Annotated in this window: 16 protein-coding genes and 1 pseudogene; 9 read left to right on the top strand and 8 right to left on the bottom strand. The window is 67.7% G+C overall.

Annotation, left to right across the window (positions count from 1 at the left end):
* Positions 1–3 precede the first annotated feature (3 nt).
* A complete protein-coding gene (locus tag GQ674_RS17780; protein WP_236546119.1) occupies positions 4–876 on the top strand; it encodes an energy transducer TonB in 873 nt (290 codons plus the stop codon).
* 37 nt (positions 877–913) lie between these two features.
* Here the strand turns inward: GQ674_RS17780 and GQ674_RS17775 are convergent, their stop codons facing one another.
* The 3 genes from GQ674_RS17775 to GQ674_RS17765 form a co-directional block, all read right to left on the bottom strand.
* Complete coding sequence (locus GQ674_RS17775) at positions 914–2,500, bottom strand: sensor domain-containing diguanylate cyclase (RefSeq protein ID WP_159498134.1); 1,587 nt, start codon at positions 2,498–2,500, stop codon at positions 914–916.
* A 166-nt stretch (positions 2,501–2,666) separates the two neighbouring features.
* Positions 2,667–3,674 (bottom strand): cupin-like domain-containing protein, encoded by a 1,008-nt coding sequence (locus tag GQ674_RS17770; protein WP_159498133.1) that lies wholly within the window; start codon positions 3,672–3,674, stop codon positions 2,667–2,669.
* A gap of 19 nt (positions 3,675–3,693) precedes the next feature.
* A complete protein-coding gene (locus tag GQ674_RS17765) occupies positions 3,694–6,693 on the bottom strand; it encodes a TonB-dependent receptor (protein ID WP_159498132.1) in 3,000 nt (999 codons plus the stop codon).
* 411 nt (positions 6,694–7,104) lie between these two features.
* Here GQ674_RS17765 and GQ674_RS17760 point away from each other — a divergent pair, with 411 nt between their 5' ends.
* Positions 7,105–8,376 (top strand): sugar MFS transporter, encoded by a 1,272-nt coding sequence (locus GQ674_RS17760; protein ID WP_181393868.1) that lies wholly within the window; start codon positions 7,105–7,107, stop codon positions 8,374–8,376.
* A 9-nt stretch (positions 8,377–8,385) separates the two neighbouring features.
* On the opposite strand, the gene GQ674_RS17755 is transcribed toward GQ674_RS17760, so the two are convergent.
* Positions 8,386–9,393, bottom strand: coding sequence for a LacI family DNA-binding transcriptional regulator (locus tag GQ674_RS17755; protein WP_159498131.1), 1,008 nt, complete (start codon positions 9,391–9,393; stop codon positions 8,386–8,388).
* Positions 9,394–9,778: 385 nt separating this feature from the next.
* Here GQ674_RS17755 and GQ674_RS17750 point away from each other — a divergent pair, with 385 nt between their 5' ends.
* Positions 9,779–12,310, top strand: coding sequence for a glycoside hydrolase family 3 protein (locus GQ674_RS17750; RefSeq protein ID WP_159498130.1), 2,532 nt, complete (start codon positions 9,779–9,781; stop codon positions 12,308–12,310).
* 176 nt (positions 12,311–12,486) lie between these two features.
* Here the strand turns inward: GQ674_RS17750 and rho are convergent, their stop codons facing one another.
* Both rho and trxA read right to left on the bottom strand, forming a co-directional pair.
* Positions 12,487–14,265, bottom strand: a complete 1,779-nt coding sequence (gene rho / locus GQ674_RS17745; protein WP_159498129.1) for a transcription termination factor Rho — start codon at positions 14,263–14,265, stop codon at positions 12,487–12,489.
* A gap of 221 nt (positions 14,266–14,486) precedes the next feature.
* Positions 14,487–14,816 carry a thioredoxin TrxA gene (gene trxA, locus GQ674_RS17740; protein WP_038685830.1) on the bottom strand — a complete coding sequence of 110 codons (330 nt, stop codon included), beginning with the start codon at positions 14,814–14,816 and terminating at the stop codon, positions 14,487–14,489.
* Between the two features lie 568 nt (positions 14,817–15,384).
* Here trxA and rhlB point away from each other — a divergent pair.
* From rhlB to ung, 5 genes are all read left to right on the top strand, one after another.
* Positions 15,385–17,109 (top strand): ATP-dependent RNA helicase RhlB, encoded by a 1,725-nt coding sequence (gene rhlB, locus GQ674_RS17735; RefSeq protein ID WP_159498128.1) that lies wholly within the window; start codon positions 15,385–15,387, stop codon positions 17,107–17,109.
* A 219-nt stretch (positions 17,110–17,328) separates the two neighbouring features.
* Complete coding sequence (gene ftsE, locus GQ674_RS17730) at positions 17,329–18,015, top strand: cell division ATP-binding protein FtsE (protein ID WP_038685832.1); 687 nt, start codon at positions 17,329–17,331, stop codon at positions 18,013–18,015.
* Positions 18,012–18,962, top strand: coding sequence for a permease-like cell division protein FtsX (ftsX, locus tag GQ674_RS17725; RefSeq protein ID WP_159498127.1), 951 nt, complete (start codon positions 18,012–18,014; stop codon positions 18,960–18,962). Before ftsE ends, ftsX begins: the two co-directional genes overlap by 4 nt.
* A 7-nt stretch (positions 18,963–18,969) precedes the next feature.
* On the top strand, positions 18,970–19,812 hold the full coding sequence (locus tag GQ674_RS17720; protein ID WP_128097100.1) for a response regulator: 843 nt from the start codon (positions 18,970–18,972) through the stop codon (positions 19,810–19,812).
* Positions 19,809–20,516, top strand: coding sequence for a uracil-DNA glycosylase (ung, locus tag GQ674_RS17715; protein ID WP_159498126.1), 708 nt, complete (start codon positions 19,809–19,811; stop codon positions 20,514–20,516). The genes GQ674_RS17720 and ung overlap by 4 nt, the downstream gene beginning before the upstream one ends.
* Before the next feature lie 30 nt (positions 20,517–20,546).
* Here the strand turns inward: ung and GQ674_RS21675 are convergent, their stop codons facing one another.
* Entirely contained in the window at positions 20,547–20,687 is a 141-nt protein-coding gene (locus tag GQ674_RS21675) for a hypothetical protein (RefSeq protein ID WP_236546334.1), read from the bottom strand.
* Positions 20,688–20,765: 78 nt separating this feature from the next.
* Positions 20,766–20,903: pseudogene (locus GQ674_RS21670) on the bottom strand (helix-turn-helix transcriptional regulator); the annotation flags it as partial.
* Between the two features lie 344 nt (positions 20,904–21,247).
* Between GQ674_RS21670 and GQ674_RS17705 the strand changes: the two are divergent.
* Positions 21,248–23,386, top strand: a complete 2,139-nt coding sequence (locus GQ674_RS17705) for a DUF11 domain-containing protein (RefSeq protein WP_201290175.1) — start codon at positions 21,248–21,250, stop codon at positions 23,384–23,386.
* Positions 23,387–23,457 lie beyond the last annotated feature (71 nt).

Genomic DNA, 23,457 nt, shown 5'->3' with positions numbered 1-23,457 from the left:
GCGATGCGTTCATTCCACATTCTTGCGATGGTGTTGGCGATCGGCGCGATCGGCATGGCCGCACTTCCCGAGGCTGCCGCGCAGAGCGAGCGCACGATACGCGCCCAGGCCGAGGCCAGCATGGTGCTGTCCGGTACCGTCGATGTGGGTCCGGAAGGCCAGGTGGAAGGCTTTGCTTTGGACCAGCGCGACGACGTGCCCGTTCCCATCGCCGGCTTCGTCGACGAGGTGGTGAACGCATGGCGCTTCGCGCCCGGCACCGAAGACGGACGCCCGGTCCGCATGCGTACGCCCGTCACCCTACGCATTGGCGGCAAGTCACAGCCCGATGGCGCTACCCTGCTCACCCTGTTGGCGGCCAATTTCGACCACTACGATCCCGCTGCCACTGATACCGTGACCGCCCTGACCATGCGGCCGCCGTCCTACCCGGACAGTGTCGCGTCGATCGGCGGACGCGGTGATGTTCTGCTGCTGCTGAAGATTGGTCGTGACGGGCACGTACTGGATGTGGCCACCGAACAGGTGAACATGAAGGTGGTGGCCAGGGGGGCGGAGATGCAGCGCATGCGGGATGTGCTGGCGCGCGCTTCGATGGCCGCTGCGCGTAGCTGGAGCTTCCGCGCGCCAACCACCGGCAGGGACAAGGACGCCAACGACTGGACGGTGCGGGTGCCGGTGAGCTTCGCCTTCCACGGCGAGGATGTCCGCTATGGCGCGTGGGACGTCTACGTTCCCGGACCCCGCCAGCAGGCGCCCTGGCGTGCGGATCGGGCGCTCGCCGATGATGCTGGCGGCCTGCTGCCAGCGGGCGGGGTGTACATGGCGGACGCAACCCCCCCCGGGCCGCAGCTGCTGACCCCGCCAGGCACCTGAACACCCCCGGCCATGCAGTCCGGGGCGGGCGGCGCCCTCAGTTTGGACCGTGCCGCTCCGGTGCCGGGTGCACCACCGTGCGGTTGCGGCCTTGCTCCTTGGCCATGTACAGCGCTTTGTCGGCCAACCGCAGCGCCTGCTGCGGATCTTCGTGATAGCTGGGGTAGTGGGCCACGCCCAGCGACACGGTGACCGAGCCGACCTCCTCGAACACTTCGGCCGCCACCTGTATGCGCAGGCGTTCGGCGATGCGTGCGGACGCCTCGGTGTCGATGCCCGGCAGCAGGATCAGGAACTCTTCGCCGCCGTTGCGGCAGAGCAGGTCGGTGTCGCGTGAGTCGTCGCGCATCAGCTGGGCGATGCGCAGGATCACCGCATCACCCACCGCATGCCCGAAGCGGTCGTTGATGGTCTTGAAGCGGTCGATGTCCAGCGCGATGATCCCGAACGGCTGCCCGCGCGCCTGCCAGTCTTCCAGCCCCTGCTGCAGGCCGCGGCGGTTCTGCAGCCCGGTGAGCGGGTCGGTCATGCTGGCGCGGTTGAGTTTGCCGATGCGGTCCTGCAGCAGGTTGAAGCTGTACAGCAGGGCCTGCTTGAGGTGGGCCACCTCGTAGTACCAGGCGCGGATGCCGGTGACATGGCGGATGGCGATGCCGGTGTCGCGGTTCTGCACGTTGCGCGCCAGCTGCCACAGCGGCAGCGAGATGCGCCGCGCGAACCACCAGGTGATCAGCAGCGACAGCACGCCGAGCGGAATCGCGTTCCAGATCACCGCCTTCATCAGCGTGGACAAGGCCGCCAATGTGGCATCGGTGGGACGCTGGGCCACCACGCCCCAGCCCACGATCGGTACCGGCGCATAGCCGGCCAGCATCTGCACGCCGTGGCTGTTGCGCACCTGCTGGGCGCCGGTGTGGCCCTTGCTGACCGCCAGCACCACCGGGTTCTCCAGCGCGAACTGGCCTACCCGGTTGGGTTCGATGTGGTACAGGATGCGGCCGTTGCGGTCGACCACGTACAGGTAGGAGCCGTCGCGGTAATAGTGCTTGCCCAGCAGCGTCTGCAGGATGCTGCGCTCGCGCAGGTAGATGGTGCCGCTGACGTAGCCCTGGTACTGGCCCTGCGCGCTGAAGACGGGGTGGGAGATGGCCACCAGCAGGCGCCCGGTGGCCGACTGGTAGGGGTCACTGATGAACGGCGCGCGCCGTTCCAGTGCCTCCTTGTTGCCGCGGCTGTTGAGGGTGATCCCCTGCAGGGCAAGGCTCTGCGGCGAGGTGGCCAGTACGGTGCCGGCGGGATCGACGATCAATACCGAATTGAAGCTGTTGGTCTGCAGTTGCAGGCGTGCTGCTTCGGCTTCCAGTTCGTGGCGGTCGTGCGGGCGCTGGCCGAGTGCGGTGGCGCTGTAGGCCAGCTGCTGCTGCGCGGACTGGATGAAGTTCTGGGTGGTTTCGGCCAGCTTGCTGGCATACACCCGGTTTGCTTCCAGGGTGGTGCCGATCAACTGTTCGCGCTGCACCCGGTAACTGGCGTGCAGGGTATTGGCCAGCGCGATCAGGGCACTGAGCAGTGCCAGGCCGAGGATCAGCTTGCCAAGGTTGAGGCGGGTGGAAAACGGGCGCATGCGGGGCTTCGGACGGGCAGGGTGCAGCGCCAGCCGGGATGCGGATGGAACGGCAGCGGCGGAGCAATCAGGAGCGCAACATCCCACCCCCGGGCGGACTACGGGTCACGCCGCGGATTATTGCGGATTACGGCCCGCCGTGGGTTAAGCGTGCATCCGGACGCGTTCAGCGTTCCAGCCGTCGGCGCAGCACGCTGCGCACCTGTGCGGCCGTGTTCGCATCCAGCGCGCCCAGCACGCCGCGCGCATGAGCGGGGACATGCGCGGCGGTGTCCGGGTCGGCGTCGAACACGTAGTGGTCGAAGAGGGTACGCCACTGTTCGCGCTGCTGCGGTGGCAGGTCCCGCAGCGCCAGCATGGCCAGCATCAACGCGTTCATGGGCGCGTCCATCCATGCCGGCACCGGGCGCCACCAGTAGTTCACCAGGACGTTGAAGGTGTCCAGTCCTTCCATGTGGTGCCACCACAACGAGGGGATGAACACCGCATCGCCCGGGCCCAGTTCGGCCACCTGTGCATGCGCCAACGCCTGGGCAAAACGCGGAAAGCGCTGCAGGTCCGGTGCGGCGAAGTCGACCAGGCTGATGGCCTGCCCGGCGGGGGTGAAATCCAGCGGACCGATGTACAGGTTGTCGATCTGCTCCGGAGCAAACAGCGTCACCCGGCGTCGGCCGGCGGCCACGCAGGCCAGGTTGTCCGGTACATCCTGGTGGGCGGCAATGCGCGAGCGGTTACCGATCCAGATGCTGGCCAGCGGGTCCTCGACACCGAGCGTCAGTGGATTGCACGCGCCGAAGCCGGGCAGGAAGCTGTCCAGCGTGGTCGAGGCCACGTAGATGCCGGGTGGGTCGGGGTCGGGCTGGTACTTGAGCAGGGTGTCGAGCACCACCTTCAGGGCGATCTGCTCACGGCGGAAGTTGAAGCCGCTCATGTCCGCGTTGTAGAACAGCCGCCCCTGCGCCTGTGGCGGCGCGGTGGTGGCGGTGACCGGCAGCTGGCCGTGGTCGAACTGCTTCAGATGCGCCACCGCTGCGGCCGCCGATGTGCGTGCCGCAGCCACCATCGGCCAGTGCGCCACCAGCCCGCGCAGCACCTTCGGCGTGGTCCAGCCGGGCAGCTGCGTGTGCAGCTGCGCCGGGTCCAGCCCCTGCACTTCCTCGATCCGGCCTGTCATCGCGCCGTGGTCCCCGTGCTCAGAACTTGTAGCGTACCCCGAACATGTAACGCGGCCCGGTCTGGGTGGCGTAGCGCAGCATGTTGGTGTGGCGCGCATAGGTACGCATGGTTTCGTCGGTAAGGTTGATCGCCTCCAGGCTCAGCGTGAGCTGGTCGCTCACCGCGTAGCTGATGTTGAGGTCCAGCTGGCCGTAGGCGTCGGTGTAGTTCGGGTTCGGGCCCTGCCCGCCGATGCCGTTGAGGAACTTGTCGCGCCAGTTGTAGGCCGCACGCACCTGCCAGTTGTACTTCTCGTAGAACAGCACCAGGTTGGCCGAGTCGCTCAGGCCGATCATCGGGTACTGGTCGCCCAGGCTCAGGTTGTCGAAGGTCAGGCCGGATTTCACCTTGGTGTAGTTGGCCGCCAGGCCGAAACCGGTCTGCCCGAACAGCTGCTGCACGCTCAGTTCCCAGCCGTCCAGGTGGTCCGAGCGCTGGTTGGCCGGCAAGGTGATGTCGAACCCGGCGATCGGGTCGCCCGGCTGGCCGACGATGGTGCCGGTGCGCTGGCCGGCCGAGTTGGTGCCGGTGGCGGTCACGCCCGGGTCGCCGTCGTGGTTGGCGAAAATGTAATCGCGGATGCAGGGCATGTCGGTCACCCCGCAGCCCGAGGCCAGCGCCTCGTTCCAGTAAGTGCCGCCCACCGGGGTATGCAGCCCGGCGCTGTTGTCGCGCACGATGGTGTTGCTGATGAAGTTCTTGATGTTCTTGCGGAAGAAGCCCAGTGAGGCGTAGCTGGATTCGCCGTAATACCATTCCAGCGACAGGTCGAAGTTGTCGGCCAGCAGCGGCTCCAGCCCCGGATTGCCGCGTGATCCGGTGCCGCCCTGGGTGCGCACGATGTTGTCGAAGCGGCGGCCGCTGTCGATCTGGGTCCAGCCGGGGCGGCCGATGCTGCGGCTGTAGCTGCCGCGTAGCGCCAGCGCCTCGGTGATGTCCAGCTTGAGGTCCACGTTGGGCAGCACGTAGTCGTACTTGCCCTTGCCGCCGATGAAGGTGCCCTCGGCCGCATAGCCCAGGTTGAACTCGTTGGCCGAGCCCCAGTTGATGCTGGTCGGCACGCGCACCAGCGCGGTCGATTCCACCTCGGTCTGCTCATAGCGCACGCCGGCGGCCACATGCAGCGGCATCGACCAGTCGAAGGTGGTGCGGTACTGCAGGTAGGCGCTCTTGGAGGTCTCGGTGGTGCGGATGTCTTCGGTGTACTCGGTGGGCGCCAGGTAGCAGGTGGGGCAGGGCGGCTCGCCATTGGCGGCCACCTGGCCGGCACGCTCGCGCAGGCGGTCGAAGTCGAAGACCAGGAACTGGCCGGTCAGGCGTGGGTCGCTGTGCCCGGAGAACGCATCGAAGTACTTGCCCATGTCATCGGCGTACCAGATGCTGTCGTCATAGTCGGCCGGGTTGCCCAGCCCACCCCAGCTGTCGCGCTGCATGATCGCCGAGGCCGAGCGGTTCTCCACCTTGGTATGGCCGACGCCGAAATCCAGTGCGGAATAGTCGGCGAACTTGAAGGTACCGCTTCCCTGGTATTGCTGAACCTTGGACTTGTTGTAGCTGTTCTGGAACACCGAACCGGTGACCAGCGCCTGGTTGGCCTGCACGCCGCCCGGTGGCAGCGCGATGTTGATGATCGGCAGGTCGCCGCTGTAGTCCACGGTGGTCTTGCCGCGCACGAAGGCGGCCACACCGAGCACGCCGGCCGAGCCATACGGGCTGTCCGGCTGCGATTCGGCGGTGGCATTGTGGACGTCGAAGGACAGGTTCAACGCGTCGTTGACTTCCCATGCCACGTTGAAGCCGAGCGCGTCCATGCTGTTCTTGGTGGCCAGCTTCATGCCGCCCATCGACACGTCCGAGTTGACCATGTCTTCGCTGTAGATGATCGGCGCCGCGATCGGGCCATTGGTCCAGGTGCTGTCGCCGGGGCCGTAGTTGAACCACACCGACAACTCGCTGCGCTGCTGCTGCACCTTGTTCTCCACGTAGGTGTAATCCAGCGTGGTGGTGACATTGTCGGCCGGCTTCCACTGCAGGGTGGCCTGGGCGTTGGTGCGTTGGCGCTGCACGCCGTTGACGTTGTAGGCGGTGTTCTGCGGGCGGCCGTAGATGTCGGTGGCGTCGGGGCGGTTCTGGATGCGGTCCGAATAGCCCTGGCCGGGTTGGGGCAGGGCGCGCCAGTCGCTGCTTTCGTTGCCCTGGAAGGTGGCCCAGCCCTCGGCCACGGTGGCCTGGTTGAAGCCCGAATCGCGCTCCTGGTGGCTGGCGCTTAGGGTCACGCCGAAGCGGTCGTCGGCGTAGCGCTGGCTGAAGATGCCCGACAGCTCGCCGGTGATGCTGGCACCCTGCAGGGTGCGCGGCAGGTTGTCGTTGGAGCTGTCGTTGACTGCCTTCAGGCCCAGGCTGATCACCGGTTCGGATTGCAGCGGGCGCAGCGTCTTGATGTTGATGGTGGCGCCGATGCCGCCGGTGGGGTTGTCGGCGCGGGTGGTCTTGTACACCTCCACTGCCGAGATCGATTCGGAGGCGATGTTGGCGAAATCGAACGAGCGCGAGCCGGACAGCCCGCCGCCGCCGTTGCCCAGGTTCGACGCCGGCATCTGGCGGCCGTTGAGCAGCACCAGGTTGAAGTCGGGGCCGATGCCGCGCACGGTCACCTTGGAGCCTTCGCCGCTGGACGTACGGTCGATCGACACGCCGCTGATGCGCTGCAGCGATTCGGCCAGGTTGGTATCGGGGAACTTGCCGATGTCCTCGGCGACGATGCCATCGACCACGCCCTGGCTGTCGCGCTTGAGGTTCATCGACGAGGTAAGGCTGCCGCGGATGCCGGTGACCTGCACCGCGTCCAGCGTGGTCGGGTCGGGCGCTTCGCCCGTCGCCGGGCGGGCCGGATCCTGCGCCCAGGCGGGGCTGGCCAGCACGGCCAGCAGCGCGGAAGTGAGCATCGCCTTGCGGGGTACGACCTTGTACGTCTTCATGAAAGCTCCCTCCCCAGGGAAATCGATAATGGCGTCCTACGGCGTGACGGCGTGGTTCAACTGCACACGGGCCGGATTGGGAGCCATCGTTGACAGCGTTGTCAACAAACGACCCCGCCAGTACGCCTGGTGTCGGCATGGCCGGCACGTCCAGCGCTGTCATCCAGGCCGCATCGACGACCGGTAAAGCACCGTGGCGCAGGGGCTGCCGTGTGTTTCTTGCGGTATCCCGTGCTGCCGCTGCAGCATGCAGGCGACGTTGTGCAGTGCAGAACGAAACTGCGCGGATGCCCGCAACAGGCCGCCGCACTGCCCCTGTCCTGTCTGCTGACAGCGCTGGACAATCGATGACGAAGCGGGTTCCATGTGTGGCCGCCGAATGGCTGGCCTACCCTTCAACAAGGACATGCAATGGACAACCCTGCTGCAGTGCGCGGGCAACACGTGCAAAGCAACCGCGTGGCCCTGACGGTGGTCACCGCGATCTTCTTCATGTGGGGCTTCCTGACCTGCCTCAACGACATCCTCATTCCACACCTCAAGGCGGCCTTCGCGCTCACCTGGGTGCAGGCGATGCTGGTGCAGTTCACCTTCTTCGGCGCGTACTTCCTGATGTCGCTGCCGGCGGGCCGGCTGGTGGCGGCGGTGGGCTACAAGCGCGGCATCGTGGCCGGGCTGGCCATCGCCGGCGTGGGCGCGCTGCTGTTCTGGCCGGCCGCGCACGCGCATGTGTACGGGTTGTTCTTGGCGGCCTTGTTCGTGCTTGCCACCGGCATCACCGTGCTGCAGGTGGCGGCCAACCCGTACGTGGCGCTACTGGGACCGGAGCAGACCGCGTCCAGCCGGCTGACCCTGGCGCAGTCGATGAACGCACTGGGCACCACGCTGGCCCCGCTGTTTGGCGGCCTGCTGATCCTGTCGGCCGAACCGCGCACCGACGAAGCACTGGCGCTGCTGCCGCAGGCCGAGGCGCTGGCCTACCGCGCCGCCGAGGCGCAGTCGGTGCAGCTGCCGTACTTCGGCCTGGCCGTGGCACTGTTCGTGCTGGCCGCGGCCATCTGGATGTTCCGCCTGCCGGCGATCCCGGGCGTGGAGGAAGGGGCCGCCGGCGGGCGCATCCGCGACGCGCTGCGGCACCCGCACCTGCGCTACGGCGTGCTGGCGATCTTCTTCTACGTGGGTGCCGAAGTGTCCATCGGCAGCGTGCTGGTCAACTTCCTGTCGATGCCGGGCATCGGCGAAGGGCTCACCGAGCAGGAGGCCACGCGCTATGTGTCGTTGTACTGGGGCGGCGCACTGGTGGGCCGCCTGGTCGGCACCGTGCTGCTGGCCCGGCTGGACCCGCGCCGCCTGCTGGGCATCTTCGCGCTGGTGGTGATGGCGCTCCTGGCGGTGACCATGCTGGCCGGTGGCGGATTGGCCAAGTGGGCAGTGGTGAGCATCGGGCTGTTCAACTCGATCATGTTCCCGACCATCTTCGCGCTCGCCATCGCGCGCCTGGGCGCGTTGACCGGCAAGGGCTCCAGTCTGCTGGTCATGGCCATCGTGGGCGGGGCGGTGGTACCGCTGGCGATGGGCTGGGTGGCCGACCACCACGGCCTGCAGCTGTCGTTCCTGCTGCCCATGCTCTGCTACCTGTACATCGTGTTCTACGCGTGGCGGGGCTCGCGCCACGCCGCGTAGGCAGGCGCCTCAGCGTCGCCGCGGCGCGTGGGTCGATTCGCGCACCAGTACCGCATGGTCCACGGTGACCATGCGGCCGGCGTCGGGTGAGCGGATGTGGTCGATCAGCTGTTCGGTGGCCAGCCGCCCCATGTGCGAGGTGGGCTGCCGCACCGTGGTCAGCGCCGGGTAGATATGTCCGGCGATCGGCGTGTCATCGAAGCCGCACACCGACAGGTCGCGCGGCACGCGCAGCCCGCGCTGGCCGGCCACCCGGTAGACCGCGGCGGCCATGTCATCGTTGGCCGCGAAGATCGCTGTCGGCGGTTGCGGCAGGTCGAGCAGCGTGTTTGCCGCCTCGATCCCGGACTCGAATGAAAACTGCCCGTTGACCACCAGGGCCGGGTCGTAGGCGATGCCGTGCTCACGCAGCGCCTGGCGGTAGCCGGCCAGGCGCCACTGGCAGGCACCGTGCGCGCGCGGGCCCTTGATGTGGCCGATGCGGCGGTGGCCCTGCGCCACCAGGTGGCCAATCAGTTCCACCACGGCCGTGGTTTCATCCATGCGCACGCCGATGCGGCCGTCGGGGTGGCGCGGGGCGATGCTGGCGAAGGGAATCTCGTGCTCTTCCAGGTAGGCCAGCACCACCGCATCGTCGGTCAGCGGTGGAATCAACACCGCGCCATCGGGCCGCGAGTTCTCGAACAATGCGGCCAGGTCGGGCAGGGTGCTGCGGCCAACGCCGACCGGACCCAGGATCAGGTTGTAGTGGGTGGCGTGGCAGGCTTCGAGCATGCCGTTCTGGATTTCCATCAGGTAGTTGCGCGAGGGATTGTTGTAGACCAGCGCCAATGCATAGGAGCGTTGCCCGGCCAGGCTGCGCGCCGACAGGTTGGGCTTGTAGCCCAGCCGCGCCACCGCCGCGGTGACCCGCTCGCGCGTTTCGGCGCGTACGTTGGGCTCGTTGTTGAGCACGCGGGACACGGTCTTGATCGAAACGCCCGCAACCGCGGCGACATCCTCGATTCGACTACGCATGGTGCGGTGGATCCTATGTGGGGGCAGGTCGGCAGCTGCCGATGGTAGTGCGGCAATGTCGCGTGGAGGTTGCCGATGCAGGCCGATGTTGCCATGCCGCGGTGGTTTATTGCGCGTCGTTGAAATCCGTGCGGCGTTGCAACACCCGGCGCGGGGTAGAGGCAACCGTCCGTACCGGAAAGCCCGTGTTACCGGGAGGCACCTCCCGCGCGGGCGCTCCCTTGGTTGACAGTGTTGCGGGGTCTTTGTATGACAGCGCTGTCAGAAAGGGGCGTTGAACCGATCCAAATGCTCGCCGGCACCAGGGCGCCGCGCTCTTGCGCGTCGTGGTGGCCTGCGCGGCGCCCACCCCGATCGCGCGTCATTCCACCGGAGGTAGTTGTCCGTGAACAGCCCCAACAAGACCCTTCTTGGCAGCTGCCTGCTGCTCGCCCTGGCCGCACCGGTGGCCGCTGCGCCCGCCAGCGGCGAACGCCTGCAGGACTGGCCGCGGGTGACCAGCGCTATCGCCAGCGACGCGACGATCGAGGCGCGGGTGAAGCAGATCGTGGCGGAGATGACACTGGCGCAGAAGGTGGGGCAGATGACCCAGCCGGAGATCAAGACCATCACCCCGGCGCAGGTGCGCCAGTACTACATCGGCTCGGTGCTCAACGGCGGCGGCTCGTGGCCGGGCATGAACAAGCATGCCAGCGTAGCGGATTGGCTGACGCTCGCCGACGCGTACCGCGCGGCGTCGCTGACCACCGATGCGCGCACGCCGGTGCCGGTGATCTGGGGCACCGACGCGGTGCACGGCCACAACAACGTGTACGGCGCCACGCTGTTCCCGCACAACATCGGCCTGGGAGCGGCCGGCGATGCCGAACTGATCGAGCGCATCGGCGAAGCCACTGCACGCGCCACCCGTGCCACCGGCATCGACTGGGTGTTCGCGCCCACCCTGGCGGTGGCGCACGACCCGCGCTGGGGCCGCACCTATGAGAGCTTCTCCTCCGACCCGGCCCGCGTGCGCGAATACGCACGGGCCTACGTCAAGGGCGCGCAGGGCCGTTTCGGCGATGACGGCAACGTGGTGGCCACCGCCAAGCACTACATCGGCGACGGCGCCACCGACAACGGCCGCGACCAGGGCGAGGCGCTGGTGGACAAGGCCACCATGGTCAACGTGCACGGGCAGGGCTATTACGGCGCGCTGGGCGAAGGCGTGCAGACGGTGATGGCCTCGTTCAACAGCTGGAACGACCGTAGCGGCCGCGTCGACTACGGCAAGATGCACGGCAACAAGGCGCTGCTCACCGATGCCCTGAAAGACACCATGGGGTTCGACGGGTTCGTCGTCTCCGACTGGAACGGCATCGCCCAGGTGCCGGGCTGCCGCAACGACAGCTGCGCCCAGGCGATCAACGCCGGCATCGACATGGTGATGGTGCCCGACGACTGGAAGGCCTTCATCGCCAACACCATCGCGCAAGTGGAGAAGGGCGAGATTCCGATGGCGCGCATCGACGATGCGGTCAGCCGCATCCTGCGGGTCAAGCTGCGCGCCGGCCTGTTCGAGCACACGCCGTCAGACAGCCGCTATGCCGGTGACGCCAACGCCGTGCAGCACCGCGCGCTGGCGCGCCGGGCGGTTCGGGAGTCGCTGGTGCTGCTGAAGAACGAAGGCAGCGCGCTGCCGCTGCGCCGCAACGCGCGGGTAATGGTAGTGGGCAAGAGCGCCGACAGCCTGTCCGACCAGGCCGGTGGCTGGTCGCTGACCTGGCAGGGCACCGAAAACACCAACGCCGATTTCCCCAACGCCGATTCGGTGCTGGGTGCGCTGCGCGCCGAACTGGGGACGCAGCAGGTGGACTACAGCGCCGACGGTACCGGGCTGGACCCGAGCAAGTTCGATGTGGTGGTGGCGGTGGTGGGCGAAACCCCCTACGCCGAAACCAACGGCGACATCCTGGCCTCCGATTCGGTCAGCCACAGCCGCGCCTACCCGCAGGACCTGGCGGTGCTGCGCGCGGCCCAGGCCAGCGGCAAGCCGGTGGTCACCGTGTACTTCTCCGGTCGCCCGATGTACACCAACGACCTGCTCAACCTGTCCCAGGCATTCGTGGCGGCGTGGCTGCCGGGCAGTGAGGGCAAGGGCATCACCGATGTGCTGGTGGCCGGCAAGGACGGCAAGCCGGCGCACGACTTCCGCGGCCGGCTGAGCTTCCCGTGGCCGGGTGTGCCGTGCCCGGCACCGATTGACCGGCCGGACCCGAAGCGCCCGGCGCTGTTCACGCTCGGTCACGGCCTGACCTACAGCGCGCCCGCCACGCTGGCGCGCCTGCCCGAAGCCAATCCGGACAACTGCGGCGAAGTGACCACGCTGCCGATCTTCAACCGCGCCGATACGCCGCCGTTCGCACTGCACGTGGCCGCCAACGGTGCCACCCAGCCGCTGGGCAACGACCTCAACGCCACGCTGCGCTGGCCGACCGCCATGCCGGTGGTGCAGGTGCGCACCGTGCAGGTGAACACTCAGCAGGATGCCAAGGAAGTGACGTGGCTGGCACCGGCGCAGTTGATCGCACGCAGCACCTCGCGGCGCAACCTGGGCGCGCTGGCACGCAACCACGGCGCGCTGCAGTTCGACGTGCAGCTGGTGCAGCGCCCGGCATCGGCGGTGACGGTAAGCATGCAGTGCGGCACCGGCTGCGAAGGGGGCGTGGATATCGCCCCGCTGCTGGGCAAACTGGCGCCCGGCCAGAAGCAGACCGTGACCGTGCCGCTGGCGTGCTTTGCCAAGCGCGGCGTGGACCTGGGCGCGGTGGAAGCGCCGTTCGTGGTGAGCGCCGACGCACCGTTCGCGGCGGCATTCACCCAGGTGCGCGTGTCGGTGGATGCAGACGAGGCCGCGGGCGTGGTGCGCTGCCCGTAGAGCCGGGCTCCGCCCGGCTGGCGTTCGACCGGGAATGCGTAGAGCCGGGCTCTGCCCGGCTGCCGTTCGACGGGGGGATGCGTGGAGCCGGCCAGCGGCCGGCACTACCCGGGCATCTCCCGCAACGAAAAAGGCCCCGCGATGCGGGGCCTTTTTCTGTTCGCCCGAAACGCGTATCAGCGCTTCATCGAACCGAAGAACTCGTCGTTGGACTTGGTGTTCTTCATCTTGTCGAGCAGGAATTCCATCGCGGCCATTTCATCCATCGGATGCAGCAGCTTGCGCAGGATCCAGATCTTCTGCAGCAGTTCCGGTTCGATCAGCAGGTCTTCGCGACGGGTGCCCGAGCGGTTGATGTCGATCGCCGGGAACACGCGCTTTTCAGAGATGCGACGGCTCAGGTGCACTTCGCTGTTGCCGGTGCCCTTGAACTCTTCGTAGATCACCTCGTCCATCTTGCTGCCGGTATCGACCAGCGCGGTGGCGATGATGGTCAGGCTGCCGCCTTCCTCCACGTTGCGCGCTGCGCCGAAGAAGCGCTTCGGACGGTGCAGGGCGTTGGCGTCCACACCACCGGTGAGCACCTTGCCGGAGCTGGGCACCACGTTGTTGTAGGCACGCGCCAGGCGGGTGATCGAGTCGAGCAGGATCACCACGTCCTTCTTGTGCTCGACCAGGCGCTTGGCCCGCTCGATCACCATTTCGGCCACCTGCACGTGGCGCGCAGCCGGCTCGTCGAAGGTGGAGCTGATAACCTCGCCGCGCACGGTGCGCTGCATTTCGGTCACTTCTTCCGGGCGCTCGTCGATCAGCAGCACGATCAGGTGCACGTCCGGGTGGTTGGTGGTGATCGCCGTGGCCACCTGCTGCATCATCATCGTCTTGCCGGCCTTCGGCTGGGACACGATCAGCGAACGCTGGCCCTTGCCCTGCGGTGCCATCAGATCGAGGATGCGGCCGGTGATGTCTTCGGACGAGCCGTTACCGCGTTCCAGGGTGAAGCGCTTGCGCGGGAACAGCGGGGTCAGGTTCTCGAACAGCACCTTGTTCTTCGACGCTTCCAGCGGCTCACCATTGATGGTGTCCACGATCGACAGCGCGAAGTAACGCTCGCCGTCCTTCGGGAAGCGGATGCGGCCGGACAGGTGGTCGCCGGTGCGCAGGTTGAAGCGGCGGATCTGGCTGGGCGAGATGTAGGTATCGTCCGGGCCGGCCAGGTAGCTGGCTTCGGCGGCACGCAGGAACCCGAAGCCGTCCGGCAGGATTTCCAGCACGCCGTCGGCGGCAACGCCGTCGCCGTGGCGGGTGAGCACCTTGAGCAGGGCGAAGATCACGTCCTGCTTGCGGGCACGTGCCACGCCTTCGGAGATCTGCAGCTGCTCGGCGATTTCCAGCAGCTTCTGCGCCGGCATGCGCTTGAGGTCGCTCAGCGAATAGACCGGGAAGCCTTCGGGCACGTTGGCCTGCTGGCTGCGCACGAACGGCTGCTGTTCGCCGTTGTCCTGCGGCATGCCGTCGTCGTTGTAGCGATCGCCACCGCGGTTGCGGTCACGGCGATTGCGGAAACGATCACGGCGGTTGCCCTGACCCTGACCCTGACCCTGGTTCTGGCCCTGGCCTTGACCCTGCTGGTACGGGTTCTGCCCGCCCTTGGGGGTGTTGTTGTTGTTGTTGTTGCCGTTCTGGTTGCGCTGGCCACCGTCGCCGGTGTCCTGCTGCGCATTGCCCTGGGCAGAGGAGGCGTCGCCAGCCGGTGCCTGCTGGGGCGCCGACGGAGCGGCGACCGGCGCCGGCGCGTCAGGCGCGGCAGCCAGGGGCAGGGCGGATTGATGAGCGGGGGGGGAACCTGCCTCGGCAGCGGTGTTGGCGGCGGCCTTGGCGACGCGCGGCTTGCGCACGCGCTTCTCGGCGGGCGCGTCGGCGCTCCCGGGTTCGGAAGTAGTGATATCGGACAAGTGCTGGATTCCTCGCTAGAAGGTGCGAGCGCCCGGCAGGGCAGCGAACGTTGGGAAAGGATTCTGGAAAGAACGTCGTCCAGAAGATGCGGCGCGCGAATGCGGCCGGATGCTGCCGACACTAACACCGGCTCGCGGCGGCGCGCAAGCCGGGTGGGGCAGGGTCATTCATGCGGGGCAGGCCCCGCGGGCAGCCGGCGGGCACCGGCTGCGTGCTGCGATCAGGCCAGCGCCTTGTCCAGCATGCCGGCCAGCTGGGCCTTGCCGACCGCGCCGATCTGCTGCGCCTGGACCTGGCCGTCCTTGAACACCAGCAGCATCGGGATCGAGCGAACGTGGTACTTGGCGGCCAATGCGCGGTTCTGGTCCACGTTGACCTTGGCGATCTTGGCGCGGCCGTTGTAGGCGTCGGCCAGTTCATCCAGGGCGGGGGCGATCATCTTGCACGGACCACACCACTCGGCCCAGAAATCGACCAGCACCGGTTCCTTGGAATTCAGCACTGCGCTATCGAAGTCGGCATCGCCGACATGTACAACCTTGTCGCTCATCTTGGTTTCTCGTCTGGAAATGCACCCGGCGGGGCCGGAGGAGGTTGAATTTGGACGCCACCGGAGGGTGCCATCCGCGTCTGCTGCCTCGTGGCCGCGAGGGCGGCCAGCGGTGCGCCAGGTGGATGCCTGGTCGCTCACGGCGGGCAGTGTACCCCTATCGTCGCGGCCGGGCAGGTGCTGCCTGAAACCCAGCATCCTGTGATCGGCGCCCTGCATTGAAGGGGGAGTCCTTCTCTATATGCGGCCGTCTGGCACCGCCTCCAGTGCGCGGGGCGCGCCCGTTCAACTGGCGGCAGGCGCGGTGAAAACGTGTGAAATCCGCCCGGTCGTCGACCGGTCCGTGCGCCGGCAGCCGCCCTCGGACGGGCTGTCTCAGCACTTGGTGCGACGGCAGAGGCCGGTTTGGCGCCGACAGTGCGCTAAACTGCGCCATTGTGCGGCGCCCCTGGACCGGTTGGTCCGGCCCCGTCCAACCCCGGCGCAGGGCCCGCAATGGCGACGGTGCCCCCCAAGATTGCAAGCCTCCCGCGCACCGCTGCCGGGGCGGCCTTACCAAGACGGACACATGAGCGACAAACCGCTGACCGATTTGACCTTCTCCTCCTTCGAGCTGCATCCCGCCCTGCAGGCGGGCCTTGAAGGAGCCGGATTCACCCGTTGCACGCCCATCCAGGCGCTGACCTTGCCGGTCGCGCTGCCCGGCGGTGACGTCGCCGGCCAGGCCCAGACCGGCACCGGCAAGACCTTGGCCTTCCTGGTCGCGGTGGTGAACCGCCTGCTGACCCGCCCGGCACTGGCCGACCGCAAGCCGGAAGACCCGCGCGCGCTGATCCTGGCCCCGACCCGCGAACTGGCCATCCAGATCCACAAGGATGCGGTCAAGTTCGGCTCGGACCTGGGCCTGCGCTTCGCGCTGGTCTACGGCGGTGTGGATTACGACAAGCAGCGCGAGATCCTGCAGCAGGGCGTGGACGTCATCATCGCCACCCCGGGCCGCCTGATCGACTACGTCAAGCAGCACAAGGTGGTCTCGCTGCACGCCTGCGAAATCTGCGTGCTCGACGAAGCCGACCGCATGTTCGACCTGGGCTTCATCAAGGACATCCGCTTCCTGCTGCGCCGCATGCCCGAGCGCACCACGCGCCAGACGCTGCTGTTCAGCGCCACGCTCAGCCACCGCGTGCTGGAGCTGGCCTATGAGCACATGAACGAGCCGCAGAAGCTGGTGGTGGAAAGCGAGTCGATCACCGCCGCGCGCGTGCGCCAGCGCATCTACTTCCCGGCCGACGAAGAAAAGATCCCGCTGCTGCTGGGCCTGCTGTCGCGCAGCGAAGGCGCGCGCACCATGGTCTTCGTCAACACCAAGGTGTTTGTCGAGCGCGTGGCCCGTTCGCTTGAAAAGGCCGGTTACCGCGTGGGCGTGCTGTCCGGCGACGTGCCGCAGAAGAAGCGCGAGAGCCTGCTCAACCGCTTCCAGAAGGGCCAGCTGGAAATCCTGGTGGCCACCGACGTGGCTGCCCGCGGCCTGCACATCGACGGCATCAAGTACGTCTACAACTACGACCTGCCGTTCGACGCCGAAGACTACGTGCACCGCATCGGCCGTACCGCGCGCCTGGGCGAAGAGGGCGATGCGATCAGCTTCGCCTGCGAGCGCTACGCGATGGGCCTGCCGGACATCGAGGCGTACATCGAGCAGAAGATCCCGGTTGAAGCGGTCACCAGCGAAATCCTGACCTCGCTGCCGCGCCCGGAACGTGCGCCGGCCGAAGCGGGCGAAGACGGCGACGAGAACGAGAGCGTCGGCCAGATCTTCCGCGAGGCACGCGAAGCGCGTGCGGCCGAAGAACAGCGTCGTGGCGGCGGCAGCAGCAGCGGTCGGGGTGGCAAGCCGTCGTCCGGTGGCCGTGGCGAACGCCGCGCGCCGGGCGAGCGCAGTGCCGATGGCAAGCCACGCCGCGAGCGCAAGCCGCGCGTGGAAGGCGAGGCTCCGGCCGAGGGTGAGGTCAAGCCGCAGGCCGCGGTGGCCCAGGCCGCCGTCGCCGTCGCTGCGGCCGACGCGCCGAGCGCCGCGGGCAGCCCGGCCGTGGAAGGCGAGCGCGCACCGCGCAAGCGTCGTCGTCGTCGCCACGGCCGTCCGGTCGAAGGCGCCGAAGGTGCCGCACAGCCGGTGACCCCGGTGCAGGTGACGGCCAAGCCGATGCGCGCTGCCGCTCCGGCCGCCGATCCGGGTGCATCGTTCCTGACCCGCATCGGGCGCAAGATCCGCCGGATGCTGTCCGGTTCGTAAGACCGGACGCGCGATCCGCGATGCCTGGGGGTATCGCCCCCTTGGCAAGGGGGCGTCGCGAAGCGACGGGGATCGGGTGCTGATGAGAGGCGCCCACGGTTTGCGCAGCGAACCGTCGGGCGACAGCGCGAATGCGATGTCGCTTCCCCCGACCCACGGTCGGCACCTGCCCGCTACCCCCACCTGCACGCCGCCACCCTCGTCCTGCATAATCAGGGGATGAGCGTCCTGCGTTTTGACAATGTCAGCAAACAATATGCGGGCGGCCACCAGGCACTGGTGGACGTCAGCTTCGATGTCGCCCCCGGGGAAATGCTGTTCGTCACCGGTCACTCCGGTGCGGGCAAGAGCACCCTGCTCAAGTTGATCCACCTGGACGAGCGGCCCAGCCGCGGCGCGGTGATCTTCAATGAGCGCAACCTGCTCAAGGTGCGGGGCGGCAACATCCCCCGGCACCGTCGCGAGGTGGGCGCGGTCTACCAGGACCACCGCCTGCTGATGGACCGCAGCATCGCCGAGAACGTCGCCCTGCCGCTGATCCTGCGGGGCACCCGCCGCGCCGATATCGGCAAGCGCGTGCGCTCGGTGCTGGAGCGGATGGGTCTGGGCCACCGCGAAAAAGCGCTGCCGTCGCAGCTGTCGGCGGGTGAGCAGCAGCGCGTGGGCATCGCCCGCGCGATCGTCAGCGAACCGCGACTGCTGGTCGCCGACGAACCCACCGGTAACCTCGACCCTACCCTGGCGGCAGAAATCATGGCGCTGTTCGCCGAGCTCCCCGAGCGCGGTACCAGCGTGCTGGTGGTCAGCCACGACCTGGCCCTGCTCCGGCACATGCGCAAGCGCGTGCTGATCCTGGACCACGGCAAGCTGATCGACGACATCTCGCCGCAGGACCTGGCCGAATGAACGCACCCACCAACAAGGAAGCCGCGGCACCGTCGCGCCTGGGCGTGTGGCTGCATCACCACGGCCACAGTGTGGTGTTCAGCCTGGGCCGTGCCTGGCGCAAGCCGTGGGCCACGCTGCTGACCATCATGGTGATGGCGCTGGCCCTGGCCCTGCCGTTGGGCCTGTCCATCGCGCTGGACAACCTCACTCATTTCGCCGGCAGCGTGCAGCAGTCGCGCGACATCAACCTGTTCCTGAAGACCGACATCGACGCCGCCGCCGCCGGGCAGGTCGCCGATTCGCTGCGCGGCCGGGCCGACGTGGCCAACGTCACCCTGCAGACGCCGGATCAGGGCCTGCAGGAACTGCGCGAGGGTGCGGGACTGGGCGAGGCGATCGATGCGCTGCACGACAACCCGCTGCCGACGCTGTTGATCGTCACTCCGAAGGCGGGCGCCGATGACGCGCGCCTGGCGCAGTCGCTGGAAGGCCTGCCGCAGGCGGACCTGGTGCAGCACGATGCGCTGTGGCGCAAGCGCCTGGACGCCTGGCTGGGCTTCGGGGCGCGACTGGTGCAGGTGCTGTCGGTGCTGCTGGGCCTGGGCGCGGCCCTGGTGGTGGGCAACACCGTGCGGCTGGACATCCAGGCGCGCCGCGAGGAAATCGGCGTGCTGCAGTTGCTGGGCGCCAGCGACGGCTTCATCCGTCGCCCGTTCCTGTACCTGGGCGCGTGGTACGGGCTGGGGGCCGGTGCGGTCGCGTTGGCGCTGATCGGCGTGGCCGGGCTGGCCCTGCGCCCGCCGCTGGCCGCGCTGTCTGAAAGTTATGCCAGCCCGTTCGTGTTGCATGGGTTGGACCTGCTGCATTCATCGTTCGTGCTGGTCGGCACCGTAGTGCTGGGCTGGCTGGGCGCGTGGCTGGTGACGGGGCATTTCCTGCGCCAGACCCGACCGACCGAAACCTGAGGCCCGCATGCGCCCGCAAGCCCTGAAGCACCTGGTCGACGACGCACCGCGCGTGATGGTGGTCGACGGCTCCAAGCTGGTCCGCAAGTTGATTGCCGATGTGCTGCAACGCGAACTGCCGGCCGTGGAGGTGGTGGGTTGCGCGAGCATCGAAGAGGCGCGCAACGCGCTTGAAGCCGGGCCGGTGAACCTGGTCACCACCTCGCTTACGCTCAGCGATGGCGACGGCCTGGCGCTGGCGCGGCTGGTCCGCGAAACGGCCGGGCAGGCGTACGTGCCGGTGATCGTGGTGTCCGGCGATGCACAACAGCACCTGGAACAGCGCCGCTTCACCGACTATGTCACCGACTATTTCGACAAGGCGCTGGGCCATGAGGCGCTGGCCACGTTCATCCGTGGCTATGTGCAGCCGGAAACCATTCCCGGCGCCACCATCCTGTATGTCGAAGACAGCCGCGTGGTGGCCGAGGCGACCAAGCGCATGCTCGAACGCCAGAGCCTGCGCGTGCTGCACGTAATGACCGCCGAGGAAGCCTTCGCGCTGCTCACCGCCGAATCGCTGGGCCGCAGCAGCCATCGCATCGACCTGGTGCTCACCGACGTGACCCTCAAGGGCGAGCTCAGTGGGCTGGACGTGGTCGAGCGCGTGCGCGTGGATTTCGGCTATGGCAAGCGCCGCCTGCCGGTGCTGGTGATGACCGGCGACGGCAATCCGCTCAATCAGTCCGGCCTGCTGCAGGCCGGCGCCAACGACCTGGTGCAGAAGCCGATCGAAGAGCGCCTGCTGGTGACCAAGGTCCTGTTCCAACTGCGCCTGTCGCGGCTCAACGAAAAACCCGTGGTGCGATGAACGACGAGGCAACCCCCAGCATCCAGCTTGAACCGAGCTGGAAGGCGCGTATTGGCGAATGGCTGCTGCGTCCGGACATGCGTGACCTGTCCAGTTTCCTGCGCCAGCGCAAGGCGGCCGGCGCGCAGGTGTTCCCGCCTGGCCCGCAGATCTTCGCCGCCTTCGACGCCACCCCGTTCGATCAGGTCAAGGTGGTCATCCTCGGGCAGGACCCGTATCACGGCCCCGGCCAGGCGCATGGCCTGAGTTTCTCGGTGATGCCCGGCGTACCGGTGCCGCCGTCGTTGCTCAACATCTACAAGGAAATCGAAGCCGACCTGGGGATCCCGCGCCCGGACCACGGCTGCCTACTGCCGTGGGCGCGCCAGGGCGTGCTGTTGCTCAATGCGGTGCTCACGGTGGAGGCCGGCCAGGCCGGTGCGCACCAGAAGCGCGGCTGGGAAGGGTTCACCGACCATGTCGTGGACACCCTCAACCGCGAGCGCGACGGGCTGGTGTTCATGCTGTGGGGCAGCTACGCGCAACAGAAGGGCAAGGTGATCGACACCGCCCGTCACCGGGTGTTGAAGGCGCCGCATCCGTCGCCGTTGTCGGCGCACCGCGGTTTCCTCGGTTGCCATCATTTTTCGATGGCCAACGACTATCTGCAGCGCCGCGGCCAGGCGCCCATCGACTGGTCGCTGCCGCCACGCGCGACGCTGTAATCCGGGCCGGCAACAGGCCGGCCGCTTGGTTTACTCGGTCAACATTTCCATTATCGCGCGCGCCACCTGGCGCTTGCGCGCCGGCATGCGCCTCAGTAACGAGAGAATCTCGGTTTCCTGGGCGGTACGTGCTGCCTCCACCGGCAACGCGTCCGGCAAGGGCAGGTCCACGCCGTCCTCCGGACGCCCGGGACCGCGCCCCGTCGCCAGCCATTCAAAATGGACTTGCGTCACAATTGCGACGCGGGCAAGGTGTTGAACGCTAGGGAATGTACCGCCTTCCCGTTCCCACTGCGCCACGGCACTACGTCGCACGCCGGCCTCCACCGCCAACTGTGCTTGGGACAGGCCGGCCGTTAGTCGGGCCCGCCGGATTCTGTCGCACATCGCCTGCATGGATTACCTCCCTTTCCCTGTTCGGTAAGCACTGCTTTCCTGAAAGTAATTCTTTTCCCGTGTGTACAGAATCGCTTTCCAACGACCGCTGTATCACGGCTCATGATTGCGCGCCCGCCCCACTGCAAGCGCTACTGTCTCCCACTTTCACGCCGTCTTGTTTGACGGAATTTTCGTTGCCCCGCATTAATCGGCCCAAACCGGACATAAACGCATTCCCAAGCGGGAAACGGCACCGGCAGGGCACGATCAGAACGACGACGGAGTAACTCCGCCGTCACGGTCGAACTCTGCCAAAAATCGGCGGAGACGCATGTATGGTTAATGTGAAAGGCGTGAACGTTCCGTCAGTGCGTTGGCAGTCATGGCTGCTCCTTGCACTACTGGCGGTGCTTTCATGCCTGGGCCAGGCCCGTGCTCAATCGGCCTGTACCGCCGGTGCGTGCGTCAGCGCCGGTCCGCGCCTGGCCTCGGTCGATTCCACCCAGAGCCCGGTACTCAACCTGCTGTTCGGCGCGCTGTTGCCGGGCACCAGCCTCAACCTGAGCGTGGCCGACTGGAACAACCTGGCCGGCGCCAACATCAATCTCAACGCACTGCTGACCCAGCTCAATGGCGGGGTGGTGGTGAGCGATCCCAGCCAGGTGCTCAACGCCAACATCACCCTGGGCCAGCTGCGCGCGGCGATGGTGCAGGTGCTGCAGGCCGACGGCCAGACTGCGGCGGCCAATGTGCTCAACGCACTGCCGCTGGGCGTGGCCGGCACCACCGGCAACATCCGGCTGGCCGACCTGCTGCAGATCGCACTGCCCACCGGGTCGCTGGCGACCGTGCGCCTGAACGTGCTGGACCTGCTCACCGGCGGCGTGCAGCTCTACAACTTCCGCAACGTGCTCACCACGCCCACGCCGATCACGGTCAATACCGCGGCGCTGGGTCTCAACGGTGTCACCAACGTGCGCCTGTGGCTGCAGGTGATCGAACCGCCGGTCTACACCTGCGGCACGGTGGGTGCGGCGTTCCACAGTGCGGCCATCCGCATCAAGCTCGACCTGGACCTGGTGCAGGGGCTCAACACCGGCACGCTCAGCGCCGCGCTCAACGGGCTCAACCTGCTGGGGGTGTCGCTGTCCAACACCAGCATCAGCGCCGACGTGCTGCACCTGCAGCTGTATGCCGATGTGGCGCGTGCCGAAGGTTCGATTTCGGCGGTGAACCTGGTGGGCAACGCGGTCACGCTGCAGGCGCGCCCGGGCCTGGTGAATCTGTACGTCGGCCAGATCAGCGACGCCACCTTCTTCAACCGCAGCACCGTGCTCACCGACACCGCCCTGACCGCCGCCACGCTGACCACGCTCAGCGTGAAGGTGCGGGTGGCGGCCAACGTGCTTGGCGTGCTCACGCCGATCGCCGACATCACCGTGCCGCTCACGGTCAGCGTGCGCAGCTTCGCCACCGCCACGCCCGGGCTGCAGAGTGCCAGCTTCACCGGCCCCTACCCACAGACCCGCACGCTGACTGCCGGTACGGTGAGCGCGGCCACGATGGTGTCCACGCTGGTCAACTCGTTGAACATCCAGGTCACCAGTGGCAACCCCACCGTGACCCTGCTCGGCGGCCTCCCGCTGCCGCTGCCAGTGGCCGACCTGGTCAACGGCATCGTCAACACGCTGCTCACGCCCATCCGCTCCGCCGTCAATGTGCTGGTCACCCCCGTGCTCACCGCCGTGCTAGGTGGCCTGGTCGACAACCTGCTGGCGCTGCTGGGCATCCGCATCGGCCAGGCGGTGTTCACCGTGGAGGGCATCACCCAGGCCTGCGCGGCCACGCTGCAGCTGGTCAAGGACCTGCAGCCCACCAGCGATACCGGCCGCTTCAACCTGTCCATCACCTACAACGGCAGCACGGTGGGTTCGGCCAGTAACGTGGGCAACAACGGCGCCACCGCGGCGGTGATCACCGTGCCCGGCGGCAGCTATGCGCTGGCCGAAGCCGCCGCCGCCGGCACCACGCTGGCGCGCTACGCCAGCAGCTGGCAATGCACCGACCAGAACAACACCGTGGTGTCGTCCGGCAGCGGCGGCAGCTTCACCCTGCAGGCGCCGGCGATGACCGCCACCGCCGTGACCCTGGTGTGCCGCATCACCAACCGCACGCGCCAGGCCGAGCTGTCGATCACCAAGAGCGACGGCAGTGGCACCTACACGCCGGGCGGCACCGCGACCTACACGCTGCTGGTGCGCAACGACGGACCCGATCCGGTCACCAACGCGGTCGTGGCCGACAGCCTGCCCAACGGCATCACCCTGCGTGCCGCCTGGACCTGCAGCGCCAGCACGGGCAGCACGTGTGCGGCGGCCAGTGGCGGTGCGGTGGGCGGCAACGCGGTCAGCGTGGGGGTGAACCTGATCAATGGGGGCCAGGCAACGATCAGCGTGCCGGTCAGCTTCAGCAGCAACCCGGGCGCGTATTAGCACCCGGGCGGTAGCGCAGTGGGCGTGGGGATGACCCCGCGCCGGGGATGGACACGATCACCGCTTCGAGG

Origin of the sequence: Stenotrophomonas sp. 364, from assembly GCF_009832905.1 — a bacterium.
In the GTDB taxonomy this organism is placed as follows: Bacteria; Pseudomonadota; Gammaproteobacteria; order Xanthomonadales; family Xanthomonadaceae; genus Stenotrophomonas; species Stenotrophomonas maltophilia_AP.
The sequence above is the reverse complement of the archived record's forward strand: the minus strand, read 5'-3'. Positions and strand labels throughout refer to the sequence as shown.

Coding starts and splice junctions, on each gene's coding strand:
- GQ674_RS17720 (WP_128097100.1), top strand. CDS start 18,970: ATGCGCCCGCAAGCCCTGAAGCACCTGGTCGACGACGCACCGCGCGTG.
- GQ674_RS17770 (WP_159498133.1), bottom strand. CDS start 3,674: ATGACAGGCCGGATCGAGGAAGTGCAGGGGCTGGACCCGGCGCAGCTG.
- GQ674_RS17775 (WP_159498134.1), bottom strand. CDS start 2,500: ATGCGCCCGTTTTCCACCCGCCTCAACCTTGGCAAGCTGATCCTCGGC.
- rhlB (WP_159498128.1), top strand. CDS start 15,385: ATGAGCGACAAACCGCTGACCGATTTGACCTTCTCCTCCTTCGAGCTG.
- GQ674_RS17765 (WP_159498132.1), bottom strand. CDS start 6,693: ATGAAGACGTACAAGGTCGTACCCCGCAAGGCGATGCTCACTTCCGCG.
- trxA (WP_038685830.1), bottom strand. CDS start 14,816: ATGAGCGACAAGGTTGTACATGTCGGCGATGCCGACTTCGATAGCGCA.
- GQ674_RS17780 (WP_236546119.1), top strand. CDS start 4: ATGCGTTCATTCCACATTCTTGCGATGGTGTTGGCGATCGGCGCGATC.
- ftsE (WP_038685832.1), top strand. CDS start 17,329: ATGAGCGTCCTGCGTTTTGACAATGTCAGCAAACAATATGCGGGCGGC.
- GQ674_RS17755 (WP_159498131.1), bottom strand. CDS start 9,393: ATGCGTAGTCGAATCGAGGATGTCGCCGCGGTTGCGGGCGTTTCGATC.
- ung (WP_159498126.1), top strand. CDS start 19,809: ATGAACGACGAGGCAACCCCCAGCATCCAGCTTGAACCGAGCTGGAAG.
- GQ674_RS17760 (WP_181393868.1), top strand. CDS start 7,105: ATGGACAACCCTGCTGCAGTGCGCGGGCAACACGTGCAAAGCAACCGC.
- ftsX (WP_159498127.1), top strand. CDS start 18,012: ATGAACGCACCCACCAACAAGGAAGCCGCGGCACCGTCGCGCCTGGGC.